The organism is Pararobbsia silviterrae (genome assembly GCF_003628125.1).
GTDB classification, from domain to species: Bacteria; Pseudomonadota; Gammaproteobacteria; order Burkholderiales; family Burkholderiaceae; genus Pararobbsia; species Pararobbsia silviterrae.
Genome location: NZ_RBZU01000021.1, coordinates 1 through 24,095, shown reverse-complemented (window position 1 = coordinate 24,095; position 24,095 = coordinate 1). Strand labels below are relative to the sequence as shown.

The 24,095-nt window shown below is 66.6% G+C and carries 18 protein-coding genes; 10 read left to right on the top strand and 8 right to left on the bottom strand.

The features are described from left to right. Nucleotides 1–242: 242 nt before the first annotated feature. Nucleotides 243–743, bottom strand: coding sequence for a hypothetical protein (locus D7S86_RS27830; RefSeq protein ID WP_121091386.1), 501 nt, complete (start codon nucleotides 741–743; stop codon nucleotides 243–245). Nucleotides 744–1,330: 587 nt separating this feature from the next. On the opposite strand from D7S86_RS27830, the gene D7S86_RS27825 reads away from it, so the two are divergent. The 4 genes from D7S86_RS27825 (at nucleotide 1,331) to eutC (ending at nucleotide 5,528) form a co-directional block, all read left to right on the top strand. Beyond that, a complete protein-coding gene (locus tag D7S86_RS27825; RefSeq protein WP_121091385.1) occupies nucleotides 1,331–1,855 on the top strand; it encodes a response regulator in 525 nt (174 codons plus the stop codon). A gap of 154 nt (nucleotides 1,856–2,009) precedes the next feature. Beyond that, complete coding sequence (locus D7S86_RS27820) at nucleotides 2,010–3,017, top strand: LacI family DNA-binding transcriptional regulator (RefSeq protein WP_121091384.1); 1,008 nt, start codon at nucleotides 2,010–2,012, stop codon at nucleotides 3,015–3,017. Nucleotides 3,018–3,060: 43 nt separating this feature from the next. Further along, entirely contained in the window at nucleotides 3,061–4,530 is a 1,470-nt protein-coding gene (locus D7S86_RS27815; RefSeq protein WP_121091383.1) for an ethanolamine ammonia-lyase subunit EutB, read from the top strand. A gap of 200 nt (nucleotides 4,531–4,730) precedes the next feature. After that, entirely contained in the window at nucleotides 4,731–5,528 is a 798-nt protein-coding gene (gene eutC / locus D7S86_RS27810) for an ethanolamine ammonia-lyase subunit EutC (protein WP_121091382.1), read from the top strand. A gap of 182 nt (nucleotides 5,529–5,710) precedes the next feature. On the opposite strand, the gene D7S86_RS27805 is transcribed toward eutC, so the two are convergent. Genes D7S86_RS27805 through D7S86_RS27785 form a run of 5 tightly spaced genes read right to left on the bottom strand, consistent with a single transcriptional unit; the run spans nucleotide 5,711 to nucleotide 11,025 of the window. Next, nucleotides 5,711–7,189, bottom strand: coding sequence for an efflux transporter outer membrane subunit (locus tag D7S86_RS27805; RefSeq protein ID WP_121091381.1), 1,479 nt, complete (start codon nucleotides 7,187–7,189; stop codon nucleotides 5,711–5,713). After that, nucleotides 7,186–8,205 (bottom strand): efflux RND transporter periplasmic adaptor subunit, encoded by a 1,020-nt coding sequence (locus tag D7S86_RS27800; RefSeq protein WP_121091380.1) that lies wholly within the window; start codon nucleotides 8,203–8,205, stop codon nucleotides 7,186–7,188. The genes D7S86_RS27805 and D7S86_RS27800 overlap by 4 nt, the downstream gene beginning before the upstream one ends. A 16-nt stretch (nucleotides 8,206–8,221) precedes the next feature. After that, nucleotides 8,222–8,422 (bottom strand): DUF1656 domain-containing protein, encoded by a 201-nt coding sequence (locus D7S86_RS27795; RefSeq protein ID WP_121091379.1) that lies wholly within the window; start codon nucleotides 8,420–8,422, stop codon nucleotides 8,222–8,224. 34 nt (nucleotides 8,423–8,456) lie between these two features. Further along, the gene (locus D7S86_RS27790) at nucleotides 8,457–10,523 is read right to left on the bottom strand and encodes an FUSC family protein (RefSeq protein WP_121091378.1); all 2,067 of its coding nucleotides are present in this window, start codon (nucleotides 10,521–10,523) and stop codon (nucleotides 8,457–8,459) included. Between the two features lie 46 nt (nucleotides 10,524–10,569). Continuing rightward, nucleotides 10,570–11,025 carry a MarR family winged helix-turn-helix transcriptional regulator gene (locus tag D7S86_RS27785; RefSeq protein WP_121091377.1) on the bottom strand — a complete coding sequence of 152 codons (456 nt, stop codon included), beginning with the start codon at nucleotides 11,023–11,025 and terminating at the stop codon, nucleotides 10,570–10,572. 267 nt (nucleotides 11,026–11,292) lie between these two features. On the opposite strand from D7S86_RS27785, the gene D7S86_RS27780 reads away from it, so the two are divergent. The 6 genes from D7S86_RS27780 to D7S86_RS27755 all read left to right on the top strand — a co-directional run bounded on the left by D7S86_RS27780 (nucleotide 11,293) and on the right by D7S86_RS27755 (nucleotide 20,053). Next, nucleotides 11,293–13,293 (top strand): amylo-alpha-1,6-glucosidase, encoded by a 2,001-nt coding sequence (locus tag D7S86_RS27780; RefSeq protein WP_121091376.1) that lies wholly within the window; start codon nucleotides 11,293–11,295, stop codon nucleotides 13,291–13,293. Nucleotides 13,294–13,371: 78 nt separating this feature from the next. Beyond that, the gene (locus D7S86_RS27775; RefSeq protein WP_121091375.1) at nucleotides 13,372–16,101 is read left to right on the top strand and encodes an MGH1-like glycoside hydrolase domain-containing protein; all 2,730 of its coding nucleotides are present in this window, start codon (nucleotides 13,372–13,374) and stop codon (nucleotides 16,099–16,101) included. A gap of 292 nt (nucleotides 16,102–16,393) precedes the next feature. Continuing rightward, entirely contained in the window at nucleotides 16,394–17,161 is a 768-nt protein-coding gene (locus D7S86_RS27770; protein ID WP_121091374.1) for a GntR family transcriptional regulator, read from the top strand. Between the two features lie 120 nt (nucleotides 17,162–17,281). Next, nucleotides 17,282–18,412, top strand: a complete 1,131-nt coding sequence (locus D7S86_RS27765) for an aromatic ring-hydroxylating dioxygenase subunit alpha (RefSeq protein WP_121091373.1) — start codon at nucleotides 17,282–17,284, stop codon at nucleotides 18,410–18,412. Nucleotides 18,413–18,588: 176 nt separating this feature from the next. Beyond that, nucleotides 18,589–19,554, top strand: coding sequence for a PDR/VanB family oxidoreductase (locus D7S86_RS27760; protein WP_121091372.1), 966 nt, complete (start codon nucleotides 18,589–18,591; stop codon nucleotides 19,552–19,554). Between the two features lie 163 nt (nucleotides 19,555–19,717). Then, the gene (locus tag D7S86_RS27755; RefSeq protein WP_147432512.1) at nucleotides 19,718–20,053 is read left to right on the top strand and encodes a hypothetical protein; all 336 of its coding nucleotides are present in this window, start codon (nucleotides 19,718–19,720) and stop codon (nucleotides 20,051–20,053) included. A gap of 135 nt (nucleotides 20,054–20,188) precedes the next feature. On the opposite strand, the gene D7S86_RS27750 is transcribed toward D7S86_RS27755, so the two are convergent. Further along, nucleotides 20,189–21,715, bottom strand: a complete 1,527-nt coding sequence (locus D7S86_RS27750; RefSeq protein WP_121091370.1) for a methyl-accepting chemotaxis protein — start codon at nucleotides 21,713–21,715, stop codon at nucleotides 20,189–20,191. 290 nt (nucleotides 21,716–22,005) lie between these two features. After that, nucleotides 22,006–23,463: a GntP family permease gene (locus D7S86_RS27745; RefSeq protein WP_121091414.1), complete on the bottom strand. Its 1,458-nt coding sequence runs from the start codon at nucleotides 23,461–23,463 to the stop codon at nucleotides 22,006–22,008. Between the last annotated feature and the right edge of the window lie 632 nt (nucleotides 23,464–24,095).

Genomic DNA, 24,095 nt, shown 5'->3' with positions numbered 1-24,095 from the left:
CGAGCTAAAGCACATTGTGTGCCGTAGGCACTTTTCACGAATGTCGCGCGATAGGGACGTAATTTATATCCGAAACACACGTCGGCGCAGGGCGATCCTGCCGACCGATTGAATTCTTTACGTGATGAACGCGCTCGATGAATGCGCGGCGAGCATACGTCGCGTGCGTGGCGTGCGCGTGACGTGTGTGCGGTGCGGCATGAATTGCCTGGGGAGCTCGAACCCCGGGCGCCGCGAGCCGCTCAGCGGCGCGGGCCGTCGACGCGCGACGCGCCGGCCTGACCGACCGAGATCGCGGGCGCCGGGCGTCGGAGCGCGCGCCGGATCAGACCGCAGACCAGTCCGACGCACAGCACGAACACACACGGAATCACCCAATAGACGACCACGGCCTGAAAGAACCCCGTGATTTGCGCGATGCGGCGCACGTGCAATTCGCTGACGGCGGCGTCGCGCGACGCGGCATTGGCATCGACGATCGCGGCCGGACAGCCGGCCGCGCGCGCGGCGTCGAGCGTGCCCGTGCATTGCGCGACGCCGGGCATCGCGCGTTGCGCCTCGGTGACGTTCCATCGCCCGATGCTCACGCGAAGATCCGCCGAGTCGTAGAGCATCTCGGCGACCATTTCCTTGAGCCCGAGCGCGACCACCGGCACCGCCCAGACCAGGCAGGTGATGATCCAACGCCGCCACCAGCGCCCGGGGCGTTTGCCGGCCGCGTCTTGTGCCGCTTTCGTCGCCATCGCTGTCTCCGTGCGTGTATTGGCAACTCGCGCGCTGGCATGCCCGCGTGGGCTGATGGGGACCGTCGTGCGGCACGGCGAGGCCGCTCGGCCCGCCGCGCGCCGACCGGGGTCATGTCGCGCGAAGCCATGATAAGCGAAATGGACCGCCCCCATCGGCGTGTCGTTACGTAATTCTTGCGCGATTTGTGTAAATAACCGACGTGTGCGCGTCCTCGCGGGACGCGTCGGCCGACATCGCCGGCCAGCCGCGGCCTGACGTTTCGCGCGTCGCGCCGTGTGCGGCGGGGCTGCGCGCCCGGCTCGCGCTCGGGACCTCGGGCATTGCCGCCACGTTGCCGCGACACGCTTATGGCGGTACGTCTTTTGCTTATTCTGCGGGCTGACATGTCTCGACTGTCATGACATGCACGGCGGCCCGCGACAACGCGGCGCGGTCGCGTTTCAGGCGGTCGACGCAAGCAAGCCGGGTAGGGAGAAAGCATGAAGATCGTATGGGTCGGGGACGGTGTGCGTTCGCGTGGATCGATGGCGACGCACCATGAGGCGGCACGCCCGGCGAGGCGTGTTCGCGCCGGAGCGCGCACGTGAAGGCCGGCAACGTATCGGCGTGCGCCGCGTACGCGCGTGAGACGGATTGCGCGGGACGGGAGCCTGGCGCGCGCAAGGATTTCGAGCCTCGGCTGCCGCCCGATCCGGGCACAAGCGCCCGCTCGGTCGACGTGCGCCGCGACGCCTATCGCGTCCTGGTCGTCGACGACAATATCGACGCCTGCGAAGGCACGGCCATGCTCATCGAGTTTGCCGGATACGCGGTCGAAATCGCGTTCGACGGTCCGCTCGCGATCGAGAAGGCGCTGCGGTTTCGCCCGCACGTCGTGCTGCTCGATATCGCGATGCCGCGGATGAGCGGCTATGAGGTCGCGCGGCGCCTGCGCGACCATGCGCTGACGCGCGATGCGATCCTGATCGCGCTCACGGGCCTCGGCGCGGCCGACGATGTGGCGCGCGCCTGGCAGGCCGGCTTCGACGACTATCGTCTGAAGCCCGTCGATATCGAAGAGCTGCTCGACGTGCTGTCCGCGCAACTCGACCGACGCAGCCTTCGCTAAGCAGGGGCGCGGCCGTGCGCGATCGGTATCGCGTTACCTCATCCCGAAATTAAAAGCTTCTCGAACTTTTGATGTCGTGCAATTCGCGTCGGCGCCAGTTGACTTGGCCCCGAATGCGGCCACAATCTCGGCAGGCAATTTTTTCCGAGCCCCCATGGCCACGATCAAGGATGTTGCCGCGCGAGCCGGCGTCTCGTTCACCACGGTTTCCCACGTCGTCAACAATACGCGGCCGGTCAGCAGCGAGGTTCGCACGAAGGTCGAGGCGGCCATTCGCGAACTCAATTTCGTACCGAGCGCCGTCGCGCGCTCGCTCAAGGCGCGCACGACATCGACGATCGGCGTCGTTGTCCCGAACAACACGAATCCGTACTTCGCCGAGATGTCGCGCGGCATCGAGAACTATTGCGAGCGCCGCGGCTATTGCGTGATTCTCGGCAATTCGGACGACGAGCCCGAAAAACAGCGCAAATACCTGCGGGTCATGCTCGAACGGCGGATCGACGGTCTGATCGTCGCGTCGGCCGGCGACGAGAACACGCTCGCCGACGCGCTCGGCCGAGCGAGCCTGCCGGTCGTGATCGTCGATCGCGAGGTGCCCGGCGTCGAAGCGGATCTCGTCCAGATCGACCACGAGCAAGGCGCGTATATGGCCGCGCATCATCTGATCGAGCTCGGGCATCGGCGCATCGCCTGTATCTCGGGGCCCGCGCAGATGGTCGTCAGCGAGGCGCGCTTCAGGGGCTTTCGCCGCGCGCTCGAGGAGCAGGGGCTCGCCGTCGATGCGCATCAGGTCATCGCCTCGGACTACACGAGTCATGGCGGCTATGAAGCGGCCGTCGCGCTGCTCGGCGGCGGGCGGCCCTCGGCGATTTTCGCGACCAACGACATGATGGCGCTCGGCGTGCTCCGCGCGGCCGCCGAACGTGGCCTGTCGGTGCCGCGCGATCTGTCGGTCATCGGCTTCGACGATATCGAACTCTCGCGGTACTTTTATCCCGCGCTCACGACGGTCGGGCAATCGATTGTCATGCTCGGCGAGCGCGCCGCGCAGACGCTGATCGAGCGTGTGACGAAATCCGTCGAGGCGGATCCTCAGCGGCTGATCATCGCGCCCGAACTCAAGATCCGCGAATCGACGGGGGCGCCGCCCGCCGCGTAATATTGGCGCGGTATAACCGCTCGATCCGAGTCGCGGAGCCGATATGCCCGAGCTGACGAAACCGCCGAGCCCCGATGCGAGCCCCCATGCAAGCCCTTATGTGAGCCCTTGTGTGAGCCGTTATACCGCGCGCATCGACGGCCGCGGCTATGTGTTCGGCGATCTGCGCACGGTCATGGCCAAGGCCAGTCCGTTTCGATCGGGCGACGCACTCGCGGGGCTCGCGGCGCAATCGGAAGAGGAGCGCATGCTCGCGCGCACGGTGCTCGCCGATGTGCCGCTCGCGCGTTTTCTCGATGAAGTTCTGATCCCGTACGAGGACGACGAAGTCACGCGTCTGATCGTCGATACGCATGACCCGGTCGCCTTCGCCGAAATCGCCCATCTGACGGTCGGCGGCTTGCGCGACTGGCTGCTCGGCGATGCGGCCGATACCGCTGCGCTGACCCGCATCGCGCCGGGCCTGACACCTGAAATGGCCGCGGCGGTCTCGAAGCTCATGCGTAACCAGGATCTGATCCTCGTCGCGCAGAAATGCCGGGTCGTCACGCGCTTTCGTAATACGATCGGGCTGCCCGGACGCCTGTCGGTCCGTCTGCAGCCGAATCACCCGACCGACGATCCGAAGGGCATCGCCGCGTCGATGCTCGATGGCCTGCTCTATGGGTGCGGCGATGCCGTCATCGGCATCAATCCCGCGAGCGACGATCCTGCCGCGATCGTCAAACTGATCGAGATGATCGACGCGTTCCGGCAACGGTACGACGTGCCGACGCAATCATGCGTGCTCACGCATGTCACACAGACGATCGATGCGATCGAGCGGCGCGCGCCCGTCGATCTCGTGTTCCAGTCGATCGCGGGCACGCAGCGCGCGAACGCGGGGTTCGGCATCGATCTCGCGCTGCTGCGCGAGGCGCATCACGCCGCGTTGTCGCTCGCGCGCGGCACGGTCGGCGAGAACGTCATGTACTTCGAGACGGGCCAGGGCAGCGCGTTATCGGCCGATGCCCATCACGGCGTCGATCAGCAGACGTGCGAGGCGCGCGCGTATGCGGTCGCGCGTGCGTTTCGGCCTTTGCTCGTCAACACGGTGGTCGGCTTCATCGGCCCCGAGTACCTCTACAACGGCAAGCAGATCATCCGCGCGGGGCTCGAAGATCACTTCTGCGGCAAGCTGCTGGGCGTGCCGATGGGCTGCGATATCTGCTACACGAACCACGCGGATGCGGACCAGGACGATATGGATACGCTGTTGACGCTGCTGTGCGTCGCGGGCGTCAACTTCGTCATGGGCGTGCCCGGCGCGGACGACATCATGCTCAATTACCAGAGCACCTCGTTTCACGACGCGCTCTACGCGCGACGCGTGCTTGGGCTCGGGCGCGCGCCGGAGTTCGAGCAATGGCTCGTCAAGATGGGCGTGACGGATGCCGATGGGCATCTCGAACGCGTGCCGTCGGCGCAGCGCTTGTTGCCCGCGGCGCACGCGTTGCTTGATGAGCGGCGATGAGAGGCGCACGGACGGGCCCGCGATAAAGGGCTTGAATAAAGCGCTTCCAGAAGGTGCTTCAACAACGGGCTTCAATGAAGAGCTTCAACAAAAGGCCGCAATAAGGCACGCAATTGAGGGTGGCGATCCAGCGCCGCGAGACGCACCGTGCGACGGGTTCGACGAGGCATGGGGCGTGCGGCAATCGACGAGGGGGTGCGATGACCCAAGACGTGATCGCCAATCCATGGCGCGAACTCCGGACGTTTACGCGCGCGCGCATTGCGCTCGGACGCGCCGGAGACAGTCTGCCGACGGACGCCGTGCTCGAGTTCGGGCTGGCGCATGCGCGTGCGCGCGACGCCGTGCACGAGCCGCTCGATGTCGCGGCGCTCGATGCGGCGCTGTCGGCCGTCGGACTGCGTTCGCTTGCCGTGAAGAGCGAAGCCCGCGACCGCGCGCAATATCTATTGCGGCCTGACCTCGGCCGACGCCTCGATGCGGCCAGCGGCACGACGCTCGATACGTATCGCCGCCACGCGGCGGAAGCCGCCGTCGCCTCGGGCGGCGGCGGAGTCGCCGCGCCCTCGATCGTCTTCGTGATCGCCGACGGCTTGTCCGCGTTCGCGCCCCAGCGTCATGCGTTGCCGTTGCTCGGCGAGGTGCTGCCGCAGCTTCGCGACTGGCATGTGGGCCCGATCGTGATCGCGACGCAATCGCGGGTCGCGCTCGGCGACGGCATCGGGGAGCGGCTCGGCGCCGACGTCGTGGTCATGCTGATCGGCGAGCGGCCGGGTTTGAGCTCGCCCGACAGTCTCGGCCTCTATCTCACGTGGGCGCCGCGCGTCGGCCGTACGGACGCCGAGCGCAACTGCATTTCGAATGTGCGGCCCGAAGGGCTCGATTATCCAAGCGCCGCGCGCAAACTCGCGTTCCTGCTCGGCCGTGCGCGTGCGCTCGGCGCGACCGGTCTCGCGCTCAAAGACGAGAGCGCGTCGAACCCGACGATCGGCGGCTGAAATCGACGATTCGAATTCGATGACGCGGCCGTATCGATCGGGTGCCGGGCGCTTATGAGTGGCCTATGAGTGGCTTGTCAGCCGCTTAACGGTCACTTAACGGTCGCTTAGTGATCATTTCATGGTCGCTTGATGATCGCCTAACGCCGCGATAACGGTCCGCGCGACGCCCGGCGTCCCGATCAAGGCGCCGGTGCCGAGGCCGGCTGCGGCGGCGCTTCGCTGCTCGCCGTCGCGGGCGGGGTCTGTTCCCATCCGCCGCCGAGCGCGAGGAACAGATCGACCTGGTCGATCGAGACGGCGGCTTCGGCCCCGGCGACTTGACCATCGACCGACGCAAGCGTGCGCATCGCATCGAGATCGGCCAGCGACGATTGACGGCCGGCCAGATAGAGCCGATGCGTCTGATCGGCCGTCTTCGACGCCGATGCGCGCGCGGTCTTGAGCGCGTCCTCGCGCGCGAGATCGCTCGAATACGTCGCGAGCTCGCTTTCGGTTTCGCGCAGCGCATTGAGCACAACGCCGTCGAACGAGGCGAGCGCGCCCGATGCCGAGGCTTCCGCTTCATGCACGCGTTCGCGTTGCCCGTTGATCGGGAAATTCCACGAGATCAAGGGACCGAAGTTCCAGCGCGCGGTCGCGCTTTGCGGAATGTCCTCGAGCACGCCCGTGAAGCCGGCCGACGCGCCGATGCTGATGTTCGGATAGAGCGAGGCCGTGGCGACGCCGATCCGCGCGGTTGCCGCGGCGAGCTTGCGTTCCGATTCGCGGATGTCGGGACGGCGGCGCAGCAGCGCGGCGCCGTCGCCGACCGGGATCGCCTGCCTGAGGCGCGGCAGCTTGTCGCAGGTGCCGATCTCGGGCGGCAATTCGTTCGGCGCGCGTCCGGTCAGCATCGCGAGCCGGTAGAGCGCGACACGCTTGCGCGCCGTGAAGCGCGGGATATCCGCGCTCAACGTGGCGGTCTGCGTCTGCGAGCGCGTGACTTCGGGTTCGTTGGCACGGCCTGCATCGCGCAGCCGCTTGGTCAGCGCGAGGCTCTGATTCTGGAGATCGAGCGAGTGCTGCGCGACGTTGAGTTCATCGCCGGCCGCGCAGTTTTCGACATAGGACCGCACGACGTCGGCCACGACGGTGATGCGCGCGACGTCGGCCGCGGCTTGCGCGGCTTGCTGATCGGCGGCCGAGGCTTCGACGCCGCGGCGGATCTGGCCGAACAGATCGAGCTGATACGACACCGCGATGCCGAAATCGCCTTCGTTGACGACCGGCACCTTCTCGGTCAGCAGATAGGCTTCGCCGGATTCCTGCGCGCGCAGCACCGCCGCGTCGGTCTTGCCCGAGAAGCCGCCGGCCTGCTCGGCGGCTTCGGTCGCGAAACTCGCGCGCGCGATGTTTGCGGCGGCCACGCGCAGATTCGTGTTCGAACGCAGCGCGTCCTCGACGAGCTGATTGAGCGCCGGGTCGTCGTACAGATGCCACCAGTCGGACGGCACGTCGGCATCGCTGACTTCCTTGCCGCTTGCGGTCGTCAACGATCCCGCGGCGGCCGGGTTCCGCACGGCGGCATCCTTGGGGACTTCATAGTTCGGCCCGAGCGTGCACGCCGCCGCGCAGAGCAGCAGCGCGCCGACGGCGGTATGGCGGAGTACGGCGTTCATTTCGTGGATCCACTCGCAGGCTGGGCGGCCGGCGTCGAGGCCGACGTATCCGATGTCGCGGCCGGGGCCGACGCGCTTGACGCATCCGGCACGCCTGACGCGCCCGACGCCGGTTGCCGGGCATGCAAGCCCAGCGTCGGCGGCGGCGTTTCGATCGAGACCGTCGCGGTGCGTCCCGCGATCAGACGGAAATCGGGCGGCACTTCGTCGAGCATCACGCGCACGGGAATCCGCTGAGCGAGACGCACCCAACTGAACGCGGGGTTCACGTTCGGCAGCAGATTGCTGCTCGACGCACGGTCGCGGTCCTCGATCGCGGCGACGATGCTCTGCACGTGTCCGCGCAGCGGCTTGTCCTCGCCCATGACGTTGATCAGCACCTTCTGGCCGACGTGAATGCCGCGCAGCTTCGTTTCCTCGAAGTAGCCGTCGACGTGGAACGCATTGGCGTCGACGACGGCGAGCACCGGCCGGCCGGCCGCCGCGAATTCGCCGACGCGCGGCGCGCGGTCGCTCAGATAGCCGTCGACGGGGCTCTTGATCGTCGCGCGTTCGAGATTGAGCTGCGCGACGCCGAGTGCGACCTGGGCGTCCTGCAGCGCCGCCGCGGCCGTATCGACGCGCGTCTGGCTTTCTTCGAGCACTTCGCGCGCGACGAGGTCGCCCAGCCCGCGATTGCGCGCATATTCGCGACGCGCTTCGTCGAGCGTCGCCTTGCGTTGCGCGATCGTCGCCTGCGCCTGGTTCCGCGCGAGTTCGAAACGCGCGCTGTCGATGACGAACAGCACCTGGCCCTTCGCGACGGCCTGGTTGTCCGCGACGCGCACGTCGACGATCAGACCCGACACATCGGGCGCGACTTCGATGACGTGGCTGCCGACGCGGCCGTCGCGCGTCCATGGCGCGAACATGTAATAGCCGACGAGCCGCCAGAGCACGAAGGCGGCGATCGCGACGACGATGAGGGTAAAGACGACCCGTGCGATCAATGCGACGGAAAGGAAAGGTTTTTTCACGTTATTTGCCAGTTCATCAACGACGCGTCAGCGACACGACAACGCCCAGAATGATCACGTACAGCCCAAGATCGAAAATCGAGCGGTGCCAGACATATTCATAGAAACGCGTATGCGAAAGGACCTTTCGAATCGCGAGGTTGATCGCGTACGCGATCAGCATCAGCCAGAGCAGGGCCGGGATAAAGACACCGAGAATATCGACTTCGCCGATCATCGGTTACCTCCGGTGCGGGTCAAGGGCGTGGTGATCACGATGGTATCGAACCGGTGGAATGAAAAGGGGGCGGCGTGTTCGGAAACGCGGCGAGCCGCATCGACACGAGCGCATGCATCGAGTCGCGCTGGACGGCGTCGGGCGGCACGTTGACCGAATCGTCGAGCGCCGCGTCGATGGCGGCGAGCAGCGCGCTCGACGGGGCGAGCCGGCGGCCGCGCGCGACACAGCGCTCGAAGTGCAGCCGCACTTCGCGGAGCACGAGATCGATCGCGGCGCGCAGACCGGGCCGGACCTTGGCGCGCTCGAATTGCAGATCGAGCGTGTTGAGTCCGATGCGCAGATCGCGCAGGCTGTCGATCGACGGGTGATCGTGCGCGTCCGACGTGCCCAGACGCGGCAGCAATTGCATGAGGCGATCGAACATGCGCGAGGCCATATTGCGCTGGGCTTCGATCTCGTGCGGCGAGGCGGCGTCGATCAGATCCTGCCACGACGACTCGATGATCCGGCGCGCCGCAAGCTCGGAACCGAACGGCCGCGTCACGCGCGTCCACAGATACGCGAACAGCAAGCCGACGAGTCCCGACAGATTGCTGTTGAGGAAAATCTCGAAGTTCGAGTCATACGCGGTTTGAATGCTGATGAACGTCGCGGTGTTCACCGCGACGAGCATCGTCGCAAGCGCGAAGTGCGGCTGCGGAATCAGCGTGCCGACCAGGATGAACGGCACCGCGAACAGGATCACGAGCATCGGGAAATCATGGACCTGAGGCAGCACGACGAAGATATAGAGGCCCGCGAGCACGACGCTCGCCGCGGTCGACGTGAAGAACTTGAAGACCGACGGCGCGGGGTCGTCGAGCGCCGCGAAGAAACAGCACGCGACGGCCGCGAGCGACACGCCGCCCGCGCCGTCCTGCCAGCCCGTCGAGATCCAGAGCAGGCACGCGACGAAGACCGCGCCGATCGCGGACAACGTCGAGAACAGCATGATGCCGCGGTCGAAGAACGGCTCCGTGCCGCCGAGCCGCCAGTGGCGGAACGCGGGTTCCCACGTTTCGCGCCGGTCGCCGGAGATCGCGTGCTGGAGCGTGATGCAGTCCTGCCAGAGTTCGACGAGCAGACGCAAGCGCCAGAGCACGCTCGACACGATCGCGCCTTCCCATGTCCTGAGTGTGTCGGCGTCGGGGTCGAGCGTCGCGAAAGCGTCCTGCAGCCGCGCGGCGCCGGCGGCAATCGTCGCGCTGTCGTGTTCGCCCGGATGCCGGCGCGTCGCTTCGATCCATGCGAGCGCGTCGTCGACGACGCGCGTCACGGCGGCTTCGGCGGGCAGGCCGCTCGCGCGGAACACGCGCAGCGGATCCGCGAGCGCGCCGATGATCGGCAGCAGCACACTCATGCGGCCGTGCAGCGCGCGCGCCTTGCGCACGATATCGGGGCGCGTGCCGTCGTGGCTCAACTGGCTCAGCAGCATTTCGAGCGCGTTGATCGTCGCGGCCATGCGTTGGCGCGTATCGCCGAGTTTCTTGCCGGCCGAGCGGCCGCCGAGCGCTTCGGACGCGTAGAACGCGGCATCGCTGAACCACGCGAGCGTGCGCTCGCCGAGGACCGGCGCGAGCTTGCTCGGCAGGATCGATGCGTTGACGAGCGAGGCGCAGACCACGCCGAGCGTGATTTCCTCGAAGCGCGCGAGCGCGACGTCGAACACGGTCGCGGGATTGTTGACGGTCGGCAGCGCGATCAGCGGCAGCGTATAGCCCGCGAGCAGGAAGACGTACGACTTCGCGGTCCGGTCCGAGATCGCGAGATAGAGCATGACGCCCATCCAGACCGCGATCGCCGCGCTGAACAGGATCGGCGTTTGCACGAGCGGCGGCACGAGCGCGACGGCGCCCGCCGCGCCGAGCATCGTGCCGAGCGCGCGATAGAGGGCCTTGGACGTGGTCGCGCCGACGAAGGGATTCGACGCGATATAGACCGACGCCATCGCCCAGTACGGGCGCGGCAATTCGAATTTGAGCGCGAGGTAAAGCGCGAGCATCGACGCGACGAACGTCTTGACCGAGAAGATCCAGTCGCGGGATGAGGGCAGGGGCATACGAAGGCGGCGGTGCGGTTAAGGGGTGTCTTTCAAGGGGCGTCGATCAAGGGGCGTCGGCCGTGTCGGACGCCGCGGCGAGTTCGATCGCCTTGAATACGCGCAGCGTCGCGGCGAGATCGGCCGCGCTGATGCCCTTGAACTTCTCGGCACGCAACTGCACGAGGGCGTCTTCGATCTGCGCGCAGACGGCACGGCCCGCATCGGTCAGCCAGATCGTTTTCGCGCGACCGTCGGCCGGGTCTTCTTCGCGCCGCGCGAGGTTCGCGCCGCAAAGCTGGTCGAGCAGCCGCACGAGCGACGGTCCCTCGATGCCGACGTATTCGGCCAGCGTGCCCTGACGCACGCCCTCGCCGAGCCGACCGATCATCAGCAGCGGCGTCGCACAGGCTTCGGAGACGCCGTAACCCGAAATCACATGATCCGACGCGCGCCGCCACTGGCGCGAAACGCGCACGAGGCCGCCCGTCACGGATCGTCTGAGGTCATGGATATTTGGCATCGCGGCATTTTAGATGTTAATTAATTCGGTAGCAAGCTATTGAATTTGAATCGGGGCTCGAAGGGTCGGCTTGTCCGATCGATGCGGCGCGCGGGCTGTCGACGATTATGCGCAACCGCGCGGCATTTCACAGCCCGGCATCGTCGCAGTGCGGCATCGCGGCATTGCATCTGTGCGATAGGCGAACGGCGCGTCGAGCCGGGGTGCGGCGTAAGATCACGCATCGGCGGAGGCCGCGCGCGGCCCGCCTCACGTGCGAGCCCCTCGATGAGCGACACGATGACCGACACGATCGATTTCGATGCGGAATGGCTTGAGCCCGACGGCGAGGGCGGATTCGCGTCGGGGACGGTCGGCGGGGAGCGCACGCGGCGCTACCACGCGTTGCTGCTGAGCGCGACGACGCCGCCCACGGGCCGTTATGCGCTCGTCCAGGGCATCGAGGTCTGGGTCGAAACCGAGCACGAGCGCATCCCGCTGTCGACGCAGCGCTATCTGCCCGACGTCGTCTACCCCGACGGCACCGCGCACCTGGTTCGGTTCGACGACACGCCCTGGCCGAGCTGGCGCTACGCGATCGACGCCGCGCTCGACGTCGAGTTCGAATTGTTTGTCGCGAAAGCTTCGTGCGAAACCGTGCTGCGCTGGCGCGCCGTGCCCGCGCACGACGACGCGGGCGCCGAGCCGGCCGCGGGCATGTACGGATCGCGCACGCCACGCGCGCCGATCGTGCTGTCGGTCCGCCTGTTGCTGTCGGGGCGCGACTATCACAGTCTCCATCACGAGAACCCGGTGTTCGATTTCGAGGAGGCCGGCCGCGGCAATATCGGCTGGCGGCCCTACAACGGCTTGCCCGAAATCGCGGTCGCGAGCAATGGTACGTACGCGCATGCGCCCGAGTGGTATCGGAACTTCCTCTACCGCTTCGAACGCGAGCGCGGACTCGACGCGAGCGAAGACCTCGCGTCGCCGGGCACCCTGACGTTCGACCTGCATGCGCGTGACGCGGTCGTCGTGCTGCGCGCGGGCGCGCCGGCCGACCTCGATGCGCTGGCCCACGCGAACGCGCTCGCGCGCCTCGAGCGTACGCGGCGCGAGGCATTCGATGCGCCGCTCGAACGCGCGAGCGACGCCTACCTCGTACGGCGCGCCGCGGGCAAGACGCTCGTCGCGGGCTTTCCATGGTTCACGGACTGGGGACGCGATACGTTTATCGCCATGCGCGGACTCATGATCGCGACGGGACGGCTCGACGAAGCCGAGGCGATCCTCGTGAGCTGGGCCGGCGCGGTGTCCGAGGGCATGATGCCGAACCGGTTTCCCGACGACGGCGGCGCGCCCGAGTACAACGCGGTCGACGCGTCGCTCTGGTTCGTGATCGCCGTGCACGACTATCTGCTGACGCGGCATGCGCGCGCGGCGACGATCGCGACGCTGCGGCGCGCGGTCGACGCGATTCTCGACGGCTACGCGCGCGGCACGCGCTTCCGGATCGGCGCCGACGCGGACGGGCTGATTCGCGCGGGCACATCGGGCGTGCAACTGACGTGGATGGACGCAAAGGTCGACGCGTGGGTCGTGACGCCGCGCATCGGCAAGCCGGTCGAAGTGCAGGCGCTCTGGATCAACGCATTGCGGATCGCCGGCGCGTGGACCGATGCATGGCGTGCGCTCGAACACCGCGCGTACGCATCGTTTCATCAGCGCTTCGTCGATCCCGTGCAAGGCGGACTGTTCGACGTCGTCGACGAAGACCACACGCCCGGCAAGCTCGATCGCAAGATCCGTCCGAACCAGATTTTCGCGGTCGGCGGCCTCCCGTACGGCGTGCTGGGCCGCGACGAGGCGCAACGCGTCGTCGCGCAGGTCGAGGACGAACTGTTGACGCCGATGGGCTTGCGCACCTTATCGCCGCGCGAGCGCGCCTATCGGGGCCGATACGAAGGCGGGCCGCACGAGCGCGACGGCGCGTATCACCAGGGGACGGTCTGGCCGTGGCTCATGGGGCCGTTCGTCGATGCGTGGCTGCGTGTGCACGGTTCGACGGGCGCGACGCGCGTCGAGGCCCGCGAGCGGTTTCTCGCGCCGCTTCGCGCGCATCTGCGGACCGCGGGTCTCGGTCACGTGTCCGAGATCGCCGACGGCGATGCGCCGCATACGCCGCGCGGCGCGCCGTTCCAGGCCTGGTCGCTCGGCGAGCTGATCCGCATCGAGCAATGGCTGCGCGACGCGGCGCCCACGCACGAGGGCGACGATCGCTGGGCCTGACGGTGCGCGCAGACGCTGCGCGCACGATGCGCTAGAGTCCTCGTCTGCGTTCGTTTTCTCTCGTCTGCGAGGAATGTCATGCCGCCGCTCTGTCCCGCGAAGTTGCTTGCGACCGTCGAAGGCCAACGTCTGCACGGCCCCGACCTCACCCATTGGCGGCAATGGGGGCCATACCTGAGCGAGCGGCAATGGGGGACCGTGCGCGAAGACTACAGCGCCGACGGCACGGCTTGGGATTCGTTTCCGCATGATCATGCGCGCAGCCGCGCGTATCGCTGGGGCGAGGACGGCATCGCGGGCTTCGGCGACGACAAGCTCGACTGGTGCATCTCGCTCGCGCTCTGGAATCAGCACGACCCGATCCTCAAGGAACGGCTGTTCGGGCTCACGAACGCCGAGGGCAACCACGGCGAGGACGTCAAGGAACTGTATTTCTACCTCGACGGCACGCCGACGCATTCGTATATGCGCATGCTCTACAAGTATCCGCATGCGGCGTATCCGTATGCGGACCTCGTTCAGGAAAACGCGCGGCGCGGCCCCGACCGGCCCGAATACGAAATTCTCGATACGGGCGTGTTCGACGACGAGCGCTTCTTCGACGTGATGGTCGAATACGCGAAGCACGGGACCGACGACATCGTCATGCGCGTGAGCGTCGAAAATCGCAGCGACGAGTCGGCCGTGCTCGATCTGCTGCCCCAGGTCTGGGCCCGCAATACCTGGTCGTGGGATACCAAGACGCCGAAACCCGCGATGCATCGGGCCGACGTCGACGGCGAGACGCGCATCTATGCGCGGCATCCGTCGCAGCCGCCGTTCGTCGTGACGGCGCACGCGGAGCAGCCGATCGACTGGATCTTCTGCGAGAACGAGACGAACGTGCGGCGCCTGTTCGGCATGGACGGCGCGGGGCCGTTCAAGGATGGCTTCAACGACTATCTCGTCGAACATCGCGAGGATGCGATCCGGCGCGACCAGGGCACGCGCGTGGCGGCCCGCGTGCATCTCGAACTCGCGGGCCACGCGACGCAGACCGTCTATTTGCGCATGCGCGCCGACGGTCCGCGCTGGCCGGCCACGCTTGACTACGACGCCGTCATTCGCCGTCGGCGCGCCGAGGCCGACGAGTTCTACGCGGCCATCCAGTTCCAGCTCGCAAGCGACGACGCGCGGCTCGTCCAGCGGCAGGCGCTCGCGGGCATGCTCTGGTCCAAGCAGTACTACCACTTCGACGTCGCGATGTGGCTCGACGGCGACGAGGCGCAACCCAAACCGCCGCGCGAACGCAAGCGCGGCCGCAATCGGGACTGGCGGCACCTGTCGAACTGCGACATCGTATCGATGCCCGACAAATGGGAGTACCCGTGGTACGCGTCGTGGGACCTCGCGTTTCATGCGGTCGCCTTCGCGCTGATCGACCCCGATTTCGCGAAGAAGCAATTATTGCTGCTCGTCAAGGACCGCTACCTGCATCCGAACGGTCAGATTCCCGCCTATGAATGGGCCTTCGGCGATGCGAATCCGCCCGTGCATGCGTGGGCCGCATGGCGCGTGTACGAAATGGACAAGGTGCTGACGGGCAAGGGCGATCGCGATTTTCTCGAACGCATCTTCCACAAGCTGCTTCTCAATTTCTCGTGGTGGGTCAACCGCAAGGACGCCGACGGGCACAACCTCTTCCAGGGCGGCTTTCTCGGGCTCGACAACGTCGGCATCTTCGACCGGTCCTCGCCGCTGCCGACGGGCGGACGGATCGACCAGGCCGACGGCACGGCCTGGATGGCGGCGTATGCGCTCGACCTCATGCGGATCGCGCTCGAGCTCGCGTCGGAGGATCCGGTCTTTGTCGATATCGGCGTCAAGTTCTTCGAGCATTTCCTTTACATCGCCGAGGCGGTCGGGCGCAGCGACACGTGCGAGACCGGACTCTGGGACGAAGACGATCAGTTCTTCTATGACGTGCTCCGGCTTCCCGACGGCACGACCGTGCCGATGCGCATCCGCTCGATCGTCGGGCTGATCCCGATGTTCGCCGTGCATACGCTTTCGCAGAAGCTCTACGGTCATTTGCCGTATCTGCGCGAGCGCTTGTCGTGGTTCCTCAATCACCGGCCCGATCTCGCGAAGCTCGTCTCGCGCTGGTACGAGCCCGGCGGCGGGCGGGCCGACCAGATGCTGCTCTCGCTGCTGCGTGGTCACCGGATGAAGGCGCTGCTGCGCCGGATGCTCGATGAAAGCGAATTCTTGTCGAAGTTCGGCGTGCGCGCGCTCTCGCGCGTGCATCACGACAACCCGTTCGAATATCGCCACAACGGCAACCGATTCGGGATTCGATATTTGCCGGCCGAATCGGATTCGCGCGTGTTCGGCGGCAATTCGAACTGGCGCGGGCCGATCTGGATGCCGGTCAACTATCTGCTGATCGAGTCGCTCTACGAGTTCCATCGCTATTACGGCGACGAGTTCCAGGTCGAATATCCGACGCACTCGGGCGAGACGCGTTCGCTCGATGGGATCGCGCAGGCGATCGGCGACCGGCTCACGCGATTGTTCCTGCTCGACGAGACCGGCCGCCGCCCCGTGATGGCGGCCTATCCGCTGCTCGAGGCCGATCCGCGCGCCCGCGATCTGATCCTGTTTCACGAGTACTTCCACGGCGATAACGGACGCGGCGTCGGCGCATCGCACCAGACGGGCTGGACGGGCCTCGTCGCTTTGCTGTTGCAGCCGCGCGTATCGGCCGAGGCGGCCGACGTACCCGCGGTCGATCCGGCGCGCGCCGAGGCGGAAACGGTCGCGCCGTGAGGGCGGATTCGGAGTCGGGCGCCTCGATCATTGGATACGCTGTATACAGGTCAGCGGAGAAATCGATCGATACACGAACGGCACAGGCATCAAGGAATATCTGAATTCGTTCACCTTTTGGCCTTGAATTCCGATTTATCCATCTGTTTTTAAACAAAAATACAGGACACTGGAAGTCGATTTCACGTGCTTTTGATGCCTCGTGTTTACCCTTAAAAACACGATTCAATGATGCAATTTTAAGTCTTGCTGTATACAGTCGAGTCCATGGATTCCCCAGGACCCGACCGATATGGATCTCAAAGACGCAGCAAGCCCGGACGCCCGCAACGGCTCGGCCTCGCAGACCGTGCGCGCGTTGCTCGGCATTCGCGAACTGATTCTCGGCGGCGAACTCACGCCCGGTAGCCGGATATCCGAACTCTGGGTCGTCGACCGGCTCGGCGTGTCCCGCACGCCCGTGCGCGCCGCGCTGATCCGTTTGCAGGAAGAGGGCTTACTCGAACCGATCACGTCGGGCGGATTCGCGGTCCGCACCTTCAGCGAAACCGAAATCGGCGATTCGATCGAGCTGCGCGGCACGCTCGAAGGGTTCGCGGCGCGCCTCGCGGCCGAACGGGGCGTCGCGCCCGAGATGCTCGATGCGTTGCGCGAATGCGTCGATCACATCGATGTCGCGCTTGAAGGCGATCTCACGCAAGAGAAGTTTTCGATCTATGTCGAGATGAACGCGCGCTTCCACAAGCTGCTCGCGTCGGCCGCGCGCAGCCGTGTCGCCGAGCAGCAGATCGAGCGCGTGATGAATGCGCCGTTCGCGTCGGCGAGCGCGTTCGTGATGGTCCAGTCGATCGAGGACGGCGCGCGCGAAATGCTGTTGATCGCGCAGTCGCAGCATCGCGCGGTCGTCGAGGCGATCGAGAATCGCGAAGGCGCGCGGGCCGAAGCCCTGATGCGCGAGCACGCGCGCATCGCGCATCGGAACCTGCGGCTCGCGCTCCAGAATCAAAAGGCGCTCGCGCGCCTGCTCGGCGGCAATCTGATTCGCCGCGACACGGTTTAGCAAGCAGCAAGACTGGCGCGACCGGGTCCGGCACGGGTCCGATACCCATTCGACACGAATCCGGCGCGCGCTCATGACATCCATAAGGAAGAGGGCGGCCCCACGCCCGCGGAGAACGACATGTATTTGAAGAACACGTGGTATGTCGCGTGCACGCCGGACGAAATCGAAGGCAAGCCGCTCGGCCGGCGGATTTGCGGCGAACCGATCGTGTTTTTTCGAGGCCCGGACGGCCAGGTCGCGGCCGTCGAGGATTTCTGTCCGCATCGCGGCGCGCCGCTGTCGCTCGGATTCATGCGTGACGGGCATCTGGTCTGCGGTTACCACGGGCTGACGATGGGCGTCGACGGCAAGTGCGTGAGCATGCCCGGTCAACGCGTCGGCGGGATTCCGGCGATCCGGCGTTTTCCGGTCGTCGAGCGGCACGGCTTCGTCTGGGTCTGGACGGGCGATGCCGAGCTGGCCGACCCGGCGACGATTCATCACCTCGAGTGGGCCGAGAATCCGCAATGGGCATATGGCGGCGGGCTCTACCACATCGCCTGCGACTACCGGCTCATGATCGACAACCTCATGGATCTCACGCACGAGACCTATGTGCATGCGTCGAGCATCGGCCAGCCCGAAATCGAGGAAGCCGCGCCCGCGACGCGCGTCGAAGGCGACGAGGTCGTCACGAGCCGCTTCATGGAGAACATCGAAGCGCCGCCGTTCTGGAAGGCCGCGTTGCGCGGCAACGGACTCGCGGACGACGTGCCGTGCGATCGCTGGCAAATCTGCCGTTTCACGCCGCCGAGCCATGTGCTGATCGAAGTCGGCGTCGCGCATGCGGGGCACGGCGGCTACGAGGCCGACGCGCAACACAAGGCCGGCTCGATCGTCGTCGACTTCATCACGCCGGAGACCGAGACCTCGATCTGGTATTTCTGGGGCATGGCGCGCAACTTCAAGCCCGACGACGCCGCGCTGACCGATACGATTCGCACGGGCCAGGGCAAGATCTTCTCGGAAGACCTTGAGATGCTCGAAGCGCAGCAGCGTAATTTGCTCGCGCAGCCCGAGCGGCGTTTGCTCAAGCTCAATATCGACGCGGGCGGCGTGCAGTCGCGCAAGGTCATCGAGCGTCTGCTCGAACAGGAGGCGCGGCAACGCGCGGATCTCGTGGCGTCGCGCGCGGCGGCGCCGGCTGCGGCAGGTGCGGCAGCGGCGGGGAACGCGAGCCGGCCGGCGATCGAGATTCGGCCCGCGTGACGCGCCGCAAGCATCGCACGCATCGCATAGCGCATCAGGAAGATCGGGCGGGCGCGTGACGCCCCGCCCACCATGTCGCGCGATCGAGGCCGTTCGTCGGTCACACCGCATCGCGCGACACGGCCATTTTCACGGCGGGTCCTCGCGGACCTGTCGAATCGCAGAGCAGGGGAAACATGGTTGAAGGCCGTTTGATCGAGGTTCGCGTCGCGCGCAAGTCGCTTGTCGCCACGGATATCGCCGCATTGGAACTCGTGCCGGTCGACGGCGCGGCGTTGCCGGCCTTTACGGCAGGCGCGCATATCGATGTGCATCTGCCCGGCGGGCTCGTGCGTCAGTATTCGCTGTGCAACGATCCGAAGGAAACGCATCGTTACGTGATCGGCGTGCTCAAGGAGCCCGCGTCGCGCGGCGGTTCCGTCGCGGTCCATGCGCTCGGCGAGGGCGATCGGCTGACGATCGCCGAGCCGCGCAATCACTTCGCGCTCGTGCAAGGGGCCGACGTGAGCCTGTTGCTCGCGGGCGGTATCGGCATCACGCCGTTGCTCGGCATGGCCGAACAGCTCGCCGCCGATGCGCAGCGCTTCGAACTCCACTACTGCGTGCGCGAGCCCGCGCGCGCGGCGTTTCGCGAGCGCATCGAGGACGGTCCGCTGGCTGCGCACGCGCGTCTCTACTTCGACTCGGCGCCGGCCGAAGCGCGCGCCGACCTGCGCGCGATCATCGGCACGCCCGAGACGGCCCGGCATCTCTACGTCTGCGGTCCCGCGGGCTTTATCGACGCGGTGCTGTCGACCGCGCGAGCACTCGGCTGGGCCGAATCGCATCTGCACAAGGAGTACTTCGCCGCGGCGACGCCGCCCGCGCTCGACGGCGGCGCGTTCCGCGTCAAGCTCGCGAGCACGGGGCAGATCGTCGAGGTCGGCGCGCATCAGACCGTCGTCGAATCGCTCGCGGCGGCGGGCGTCGTCGTACCGACTTCGTGCGAGCAGGGCGTGTGCGGCACGTGTCTGACGCGCGTGATCGCCGGCCGGCCCGATCACCGGGACATGTATCTGACCGATGAGGAGCGCGAGGCGAACGATCAGTTCCTGCCATGCTGTTCGCGCGCGTGCACGCCGGAGCTCGTGATCGATCTCTGATCCCGCGCCGAGCCTATCGTCATTCGCCAAACATTCGTCAGACCGATCGGAACTCGGATCGGACGATATCTTCGCGTGAGTGCTCGCGCATGGCGGCGGCGCGTGTGGCGTGCATGATGCTGCGACTCGTCCAACGGACTTTTCGCAGAGGCACGCCATGGAAATGACTTCACCCCTCAAGGCCTATCTCATCGACGCCGACGGCGCGCGCATCCCGCTTCACGCGCACGCGATCCGGGTCGAATTCGATTCAGGCATGTCGATCGAGATGTCGCTCGACGCGCGGTGCGACGATCCCTTGCGCAACGGGGTGCTGATCTGGGGCGGTGCGGTGCCGCAACCGACCTGGACCGACGATGCATGCGAGGCGCTCACGCTTCAGCTTGGCGTGCGCCCGCTGGGCGGCAACGTGATCAATGTGTATCCGTATCGCTTCGAGAGCGATCCCGCGACAGGCGAAGTCCGCGTCGAGACGACGTCGAAGCCCGAGGACGATTGAAACAATCGCTTGCGTCGATCGGGTCACGCAGACCGAAGCTCGCTCGATTGGCGTGCGTTGCGCCGGCGACGATTGGCCGGGCTCAAATGCGCCGGGTCGCGCACGGCGCGAGCGCGACCCGCCGTGCCGTCCGGCCTAATCGATCGCAAAGACCGCGACCGTGTCGCGCAGCGACGCGGCCTGCTCGGCGAGCGACTGCGCGGCCGCCGAGGCTTGTTCGACGAGCGCCGCATTGTGCTGCGTGACCTCGTCCATCTGCGTGACGGCCGTGTTGACTTGCTCGATTCCCGTCGTCTGCTCGATCGACGCGGTCGAAATCTCGTGGACGATCTCGGTCACACGGCCGACCGATTCGACGATCTCGCCGATGATCTGGCCCGCGCCCGTGACGAATTCGGTACCCGCGTCGATACGCGCGTTCGACTCGATGATCAATCCCTTGATTTCCTTGGCGGCCGCCGCGCTGCGTTGCGCGAGCGCGCGGACTTCGCTCGCGACGACGGCGAATCCGCGGCCCTGTTCGCCGGCGCGCGCGGCCTCGACGGCGGCGTTCAAGGCGAGGATGTTCGTCTGGAACGCGATGCCGTCGATGACGCCGAGAATATCGGAGACCTGAGACGAGCCTTTCGCGATGCCGCTCATCGTCTCGACGACGCGGCCCATCACCTGTCCGCCGCGCGAGGCGGTATCGGAGGCCTGCGACGCCAGTGTTTTGGCCGATTGCGCGTTCTCGGAGTTGTGCCGCACGGTGGCCGTCAATTCCTCCATGCTCGCGGCCGTCTGTTCGAGCGACGCGGCCTGCTGCTCGGTTCGCGCCGACAGGCTCAGATTGCCCGCGGCGATCTGTTCGCTGGCCGACGAGACGGCAATCGCGTAGTGCCGGACATCGCCGACGATTTGCGCGAGGCTCGACTGCATGTGTTTGAGCGCGTCGAGCAGTAACGCGATTTCATCGTTTCCGCCGCCCGCGATCGTCATGCGCAGATCGCCCGACGCGATCGTGCGCGCGACCGTCACGGCATGATCGAGCGGCAGTGTGATCGAGCGGCTGAATCGCCAGGCGCCGACGAGACCCGCACCGCAGGCGACGAGCATCAGCACGATGCTGATCGTCGATGCGCGCCGCGCGTTCTGTTCGGCTTGCGTCGAGACGGCCGCGCTTTGCGCGGCGATTTCGTGCGCGGCTTGTTCGAGCAGGCGCGAGGGTTCGCGATCGACGCCGGCCACGGCGCTGTCGCCTGCTGCCGAATCGAAGCCGGCCGCCGTGAAGGCGTCGAACCCCTTGCGGTAGCCGGCGCCCATGTCCGTGTGCGCCTTCGCGAACTGCTCGACGAGGCTGCGGCTCGTGCCTTCCGGCAGACGCGCGAGCAGTTCGCCGGCCTGCTGGTCGACGGTTTTTTCGCGCTCGGCGAACGCGGACCAATAGGTCGCGCGCTTGGCGGGGTCCTTGCCGCGCAGCAAGGTGTCCTTCCACTCCTGAACCTGGAGCTTGAACGTCGTGAGCATCGCCGAGACGAGCCGTTCGTCTGCCACGTTGTCGCGCACCGTCGTGTTGTATTGATCGATCGCGCCATTGAGCGAGCGGATGCCGTAGAGCGCGCCGACGAACATGAGCAGCAGGGCGACGGCGAACGCGAGGGGCAGCTTGAGCGAGAGTTTCATATCGTTCCTTGAGCGCGCGTGGGGACGGCGCACGGCTGCGCGGGTCGAACGGGGTCGACCCCGGGGGTGATGGGCATCGCGGTGCGTCGAGCAGCACACGATGCGCGTCCCTATAGGAGGCGCGATGCGTGCCGACGTCGACATTCATTGCTTTATCGGCACGAATCCGTATTCCATTAAACCTGAGGAATCCTCTGTCTTCCGTGATCGATCAGATCGGCGAGGGCGATATTGCGTCTCCCGAGGTGAGCTGCTCTCTACCGGAGTGCGGATCCGCATCGGAGATCGAATCAAAACGCGCCGAAGAAGGTGCCGAGCACGATGACGGCCACGAGGGCGATCAGCGCGCCGACGATGCCGACCATGACGATATCGAGGTAGCTGTCGCGGTGCGTGCAGCCGCAGACGGCGAGCAGCGTCACGACGGCGCCGTTATGCGGCAGGCTGTCGAGCGTGCCCGAGGACATGACGGCGATCCGATGCATGAGCGCGGGGTCGATATGGTGGCTCGCGCTCAAGGTCATGAACGTGTTGCCGAGTGCATCGAGTGCGATCGTGAGTCCGCCCGACGCGGAACCCGTGAGTCCGGCGAGCAGATTGGTCGCGACCGCGAGCGAGACGAGCGGGCCGCCGCCGATGCCGAGCACCGCATCGCGCACCGGCTCGAATGCGGGCAGCGCCGCGATGACCGCGCCGTAGCCGACGAGGCTCGCGACGCTCATGACGGGCAGCACCGACGCGTTGGCCCCCGCATCGACGCTCTCGCGCAGTGCGCGTAAACGATTTCGGTTCAAGATCGCGAGCACGACGATCGCGAGGGCGAGCGCCACGCATACGCCCCAGACGCCGCTGACCGCCGACAGCGACGTGCCACCCCAGCGCGCGTGTTCGAGCCAGGGCGCGTCGATGCGCGGCAAGACCACGGCGCTCATGACGAGATTCGTCGCAACAACCAGCACGAGCGGTAGCACCGCAACGGCGATCGGCGGCAGATCGGGGCTCAGATCGCCCGCGTCGATTTCGGCGGGATCGAACGCTTGCGCGACGGTGGCGCGTTCGCGTACGAGTGCGTCGTCGGCCGCTTGCGGCGGCGCCGTGTCGCGAAAGCGCTCTCCGCGGCTGCGCGCGCGCTTCGCTTGGCGGCCGAGCCACCAGAGTCCGAAGGACGCCATGATGACGCTCGCGATCAGACCGAGGCCGGGTGCGGCGAACGGCGTCGTGCCGAAGAACGGCATCGGGATCGCGTTCTGGATCGCGGGCGTGCCGGGCAGAGCGGACATCGTAAACGTCGAGGTGCCGAGTGCGATCGCGGCGGGCATCAGGCGTCGCGGAATATCGGCGCTTTCGAAGAGCGCGCGCGCCATCGGGGCGATGACGAAGAACGAGACGAACAGGCTCACGCCGCCGTAGGTGATGAGCGCGCCGCCGAGCACGACGGCAAGCAGCGCGCGTCGTGCGCCGAGCGTGTCCATCATGAAGCGCGCGACGGCCTGGACCGATCCGCTGTCTTCCATGAGTTTGCCGAACAAGGCGCCGAGCACGAAGATCGGGAAAAACTGCGCGACGAAGCGCGCTGCCGCCAGCATGAAGGTCTGCGTCCAATGCGCGAGCACGGGTTCGCCGCTGAAGGCCGCGGCGAGCATGGCCGCGACGGGCGCGAGGATCAGCACGGTCCAGCCGCGATAGGCGAAGCCGATCAGCAACGCGAGACTGACGAGCATGCCGAGCAGGGCGAAGGGCAGAGGCATGGAAAGCTCCAGCAAGAGGTTCACGCGGTTCGGCTCGCCGAACGAAGCGCGACGGGGTGGTCGAGGATCGTGCGTCGTCGATCGGCCTGCGGCCGGCGGCAGCACGGAGGCGCATCGTCGGGTGATCAGCGGCGGCTGATATGCGCTTTGCGCGAGGGTGTCCACACACGGCCGGGCCGCTGATCAGGTCACGGTCTCAGCATGCCAAGAAATCATGTGCGGCGTAGGGCGCGTGTCTTCGAGATCGTTAGCGCCGTCGGGAATCGATCGAGACCCTTTCGCGTTTCGGATATCGGTGGTGCGGGCACGCGCCTAGCCTTCGAGGTGAATGCGGCGGCCTTACGTGCTCCACAGGCGGGCGGCGATGCGTTTGCATGCCCGCGCACGCCGCGTTGCGGCGCACTCGACCGCGTGCCACGGCGCGATGCGTGGTCGGGCCACGATCCTTGGATGAAGCGCTGAGGGAACGGATATGCGCGCCTATATGAGCCGGGAGCGCCAGCGCGAGCGCTCACGCCATTCCGACGAGGAGCCTGCCAAGGAGGAGGTGCCGCTGACGCATGTGCCGATGCGCAAGGGGCGGCGGACCGAGGACGTCGGCCCTGGAAACTGGTGGGAAGACCACGGCTTCA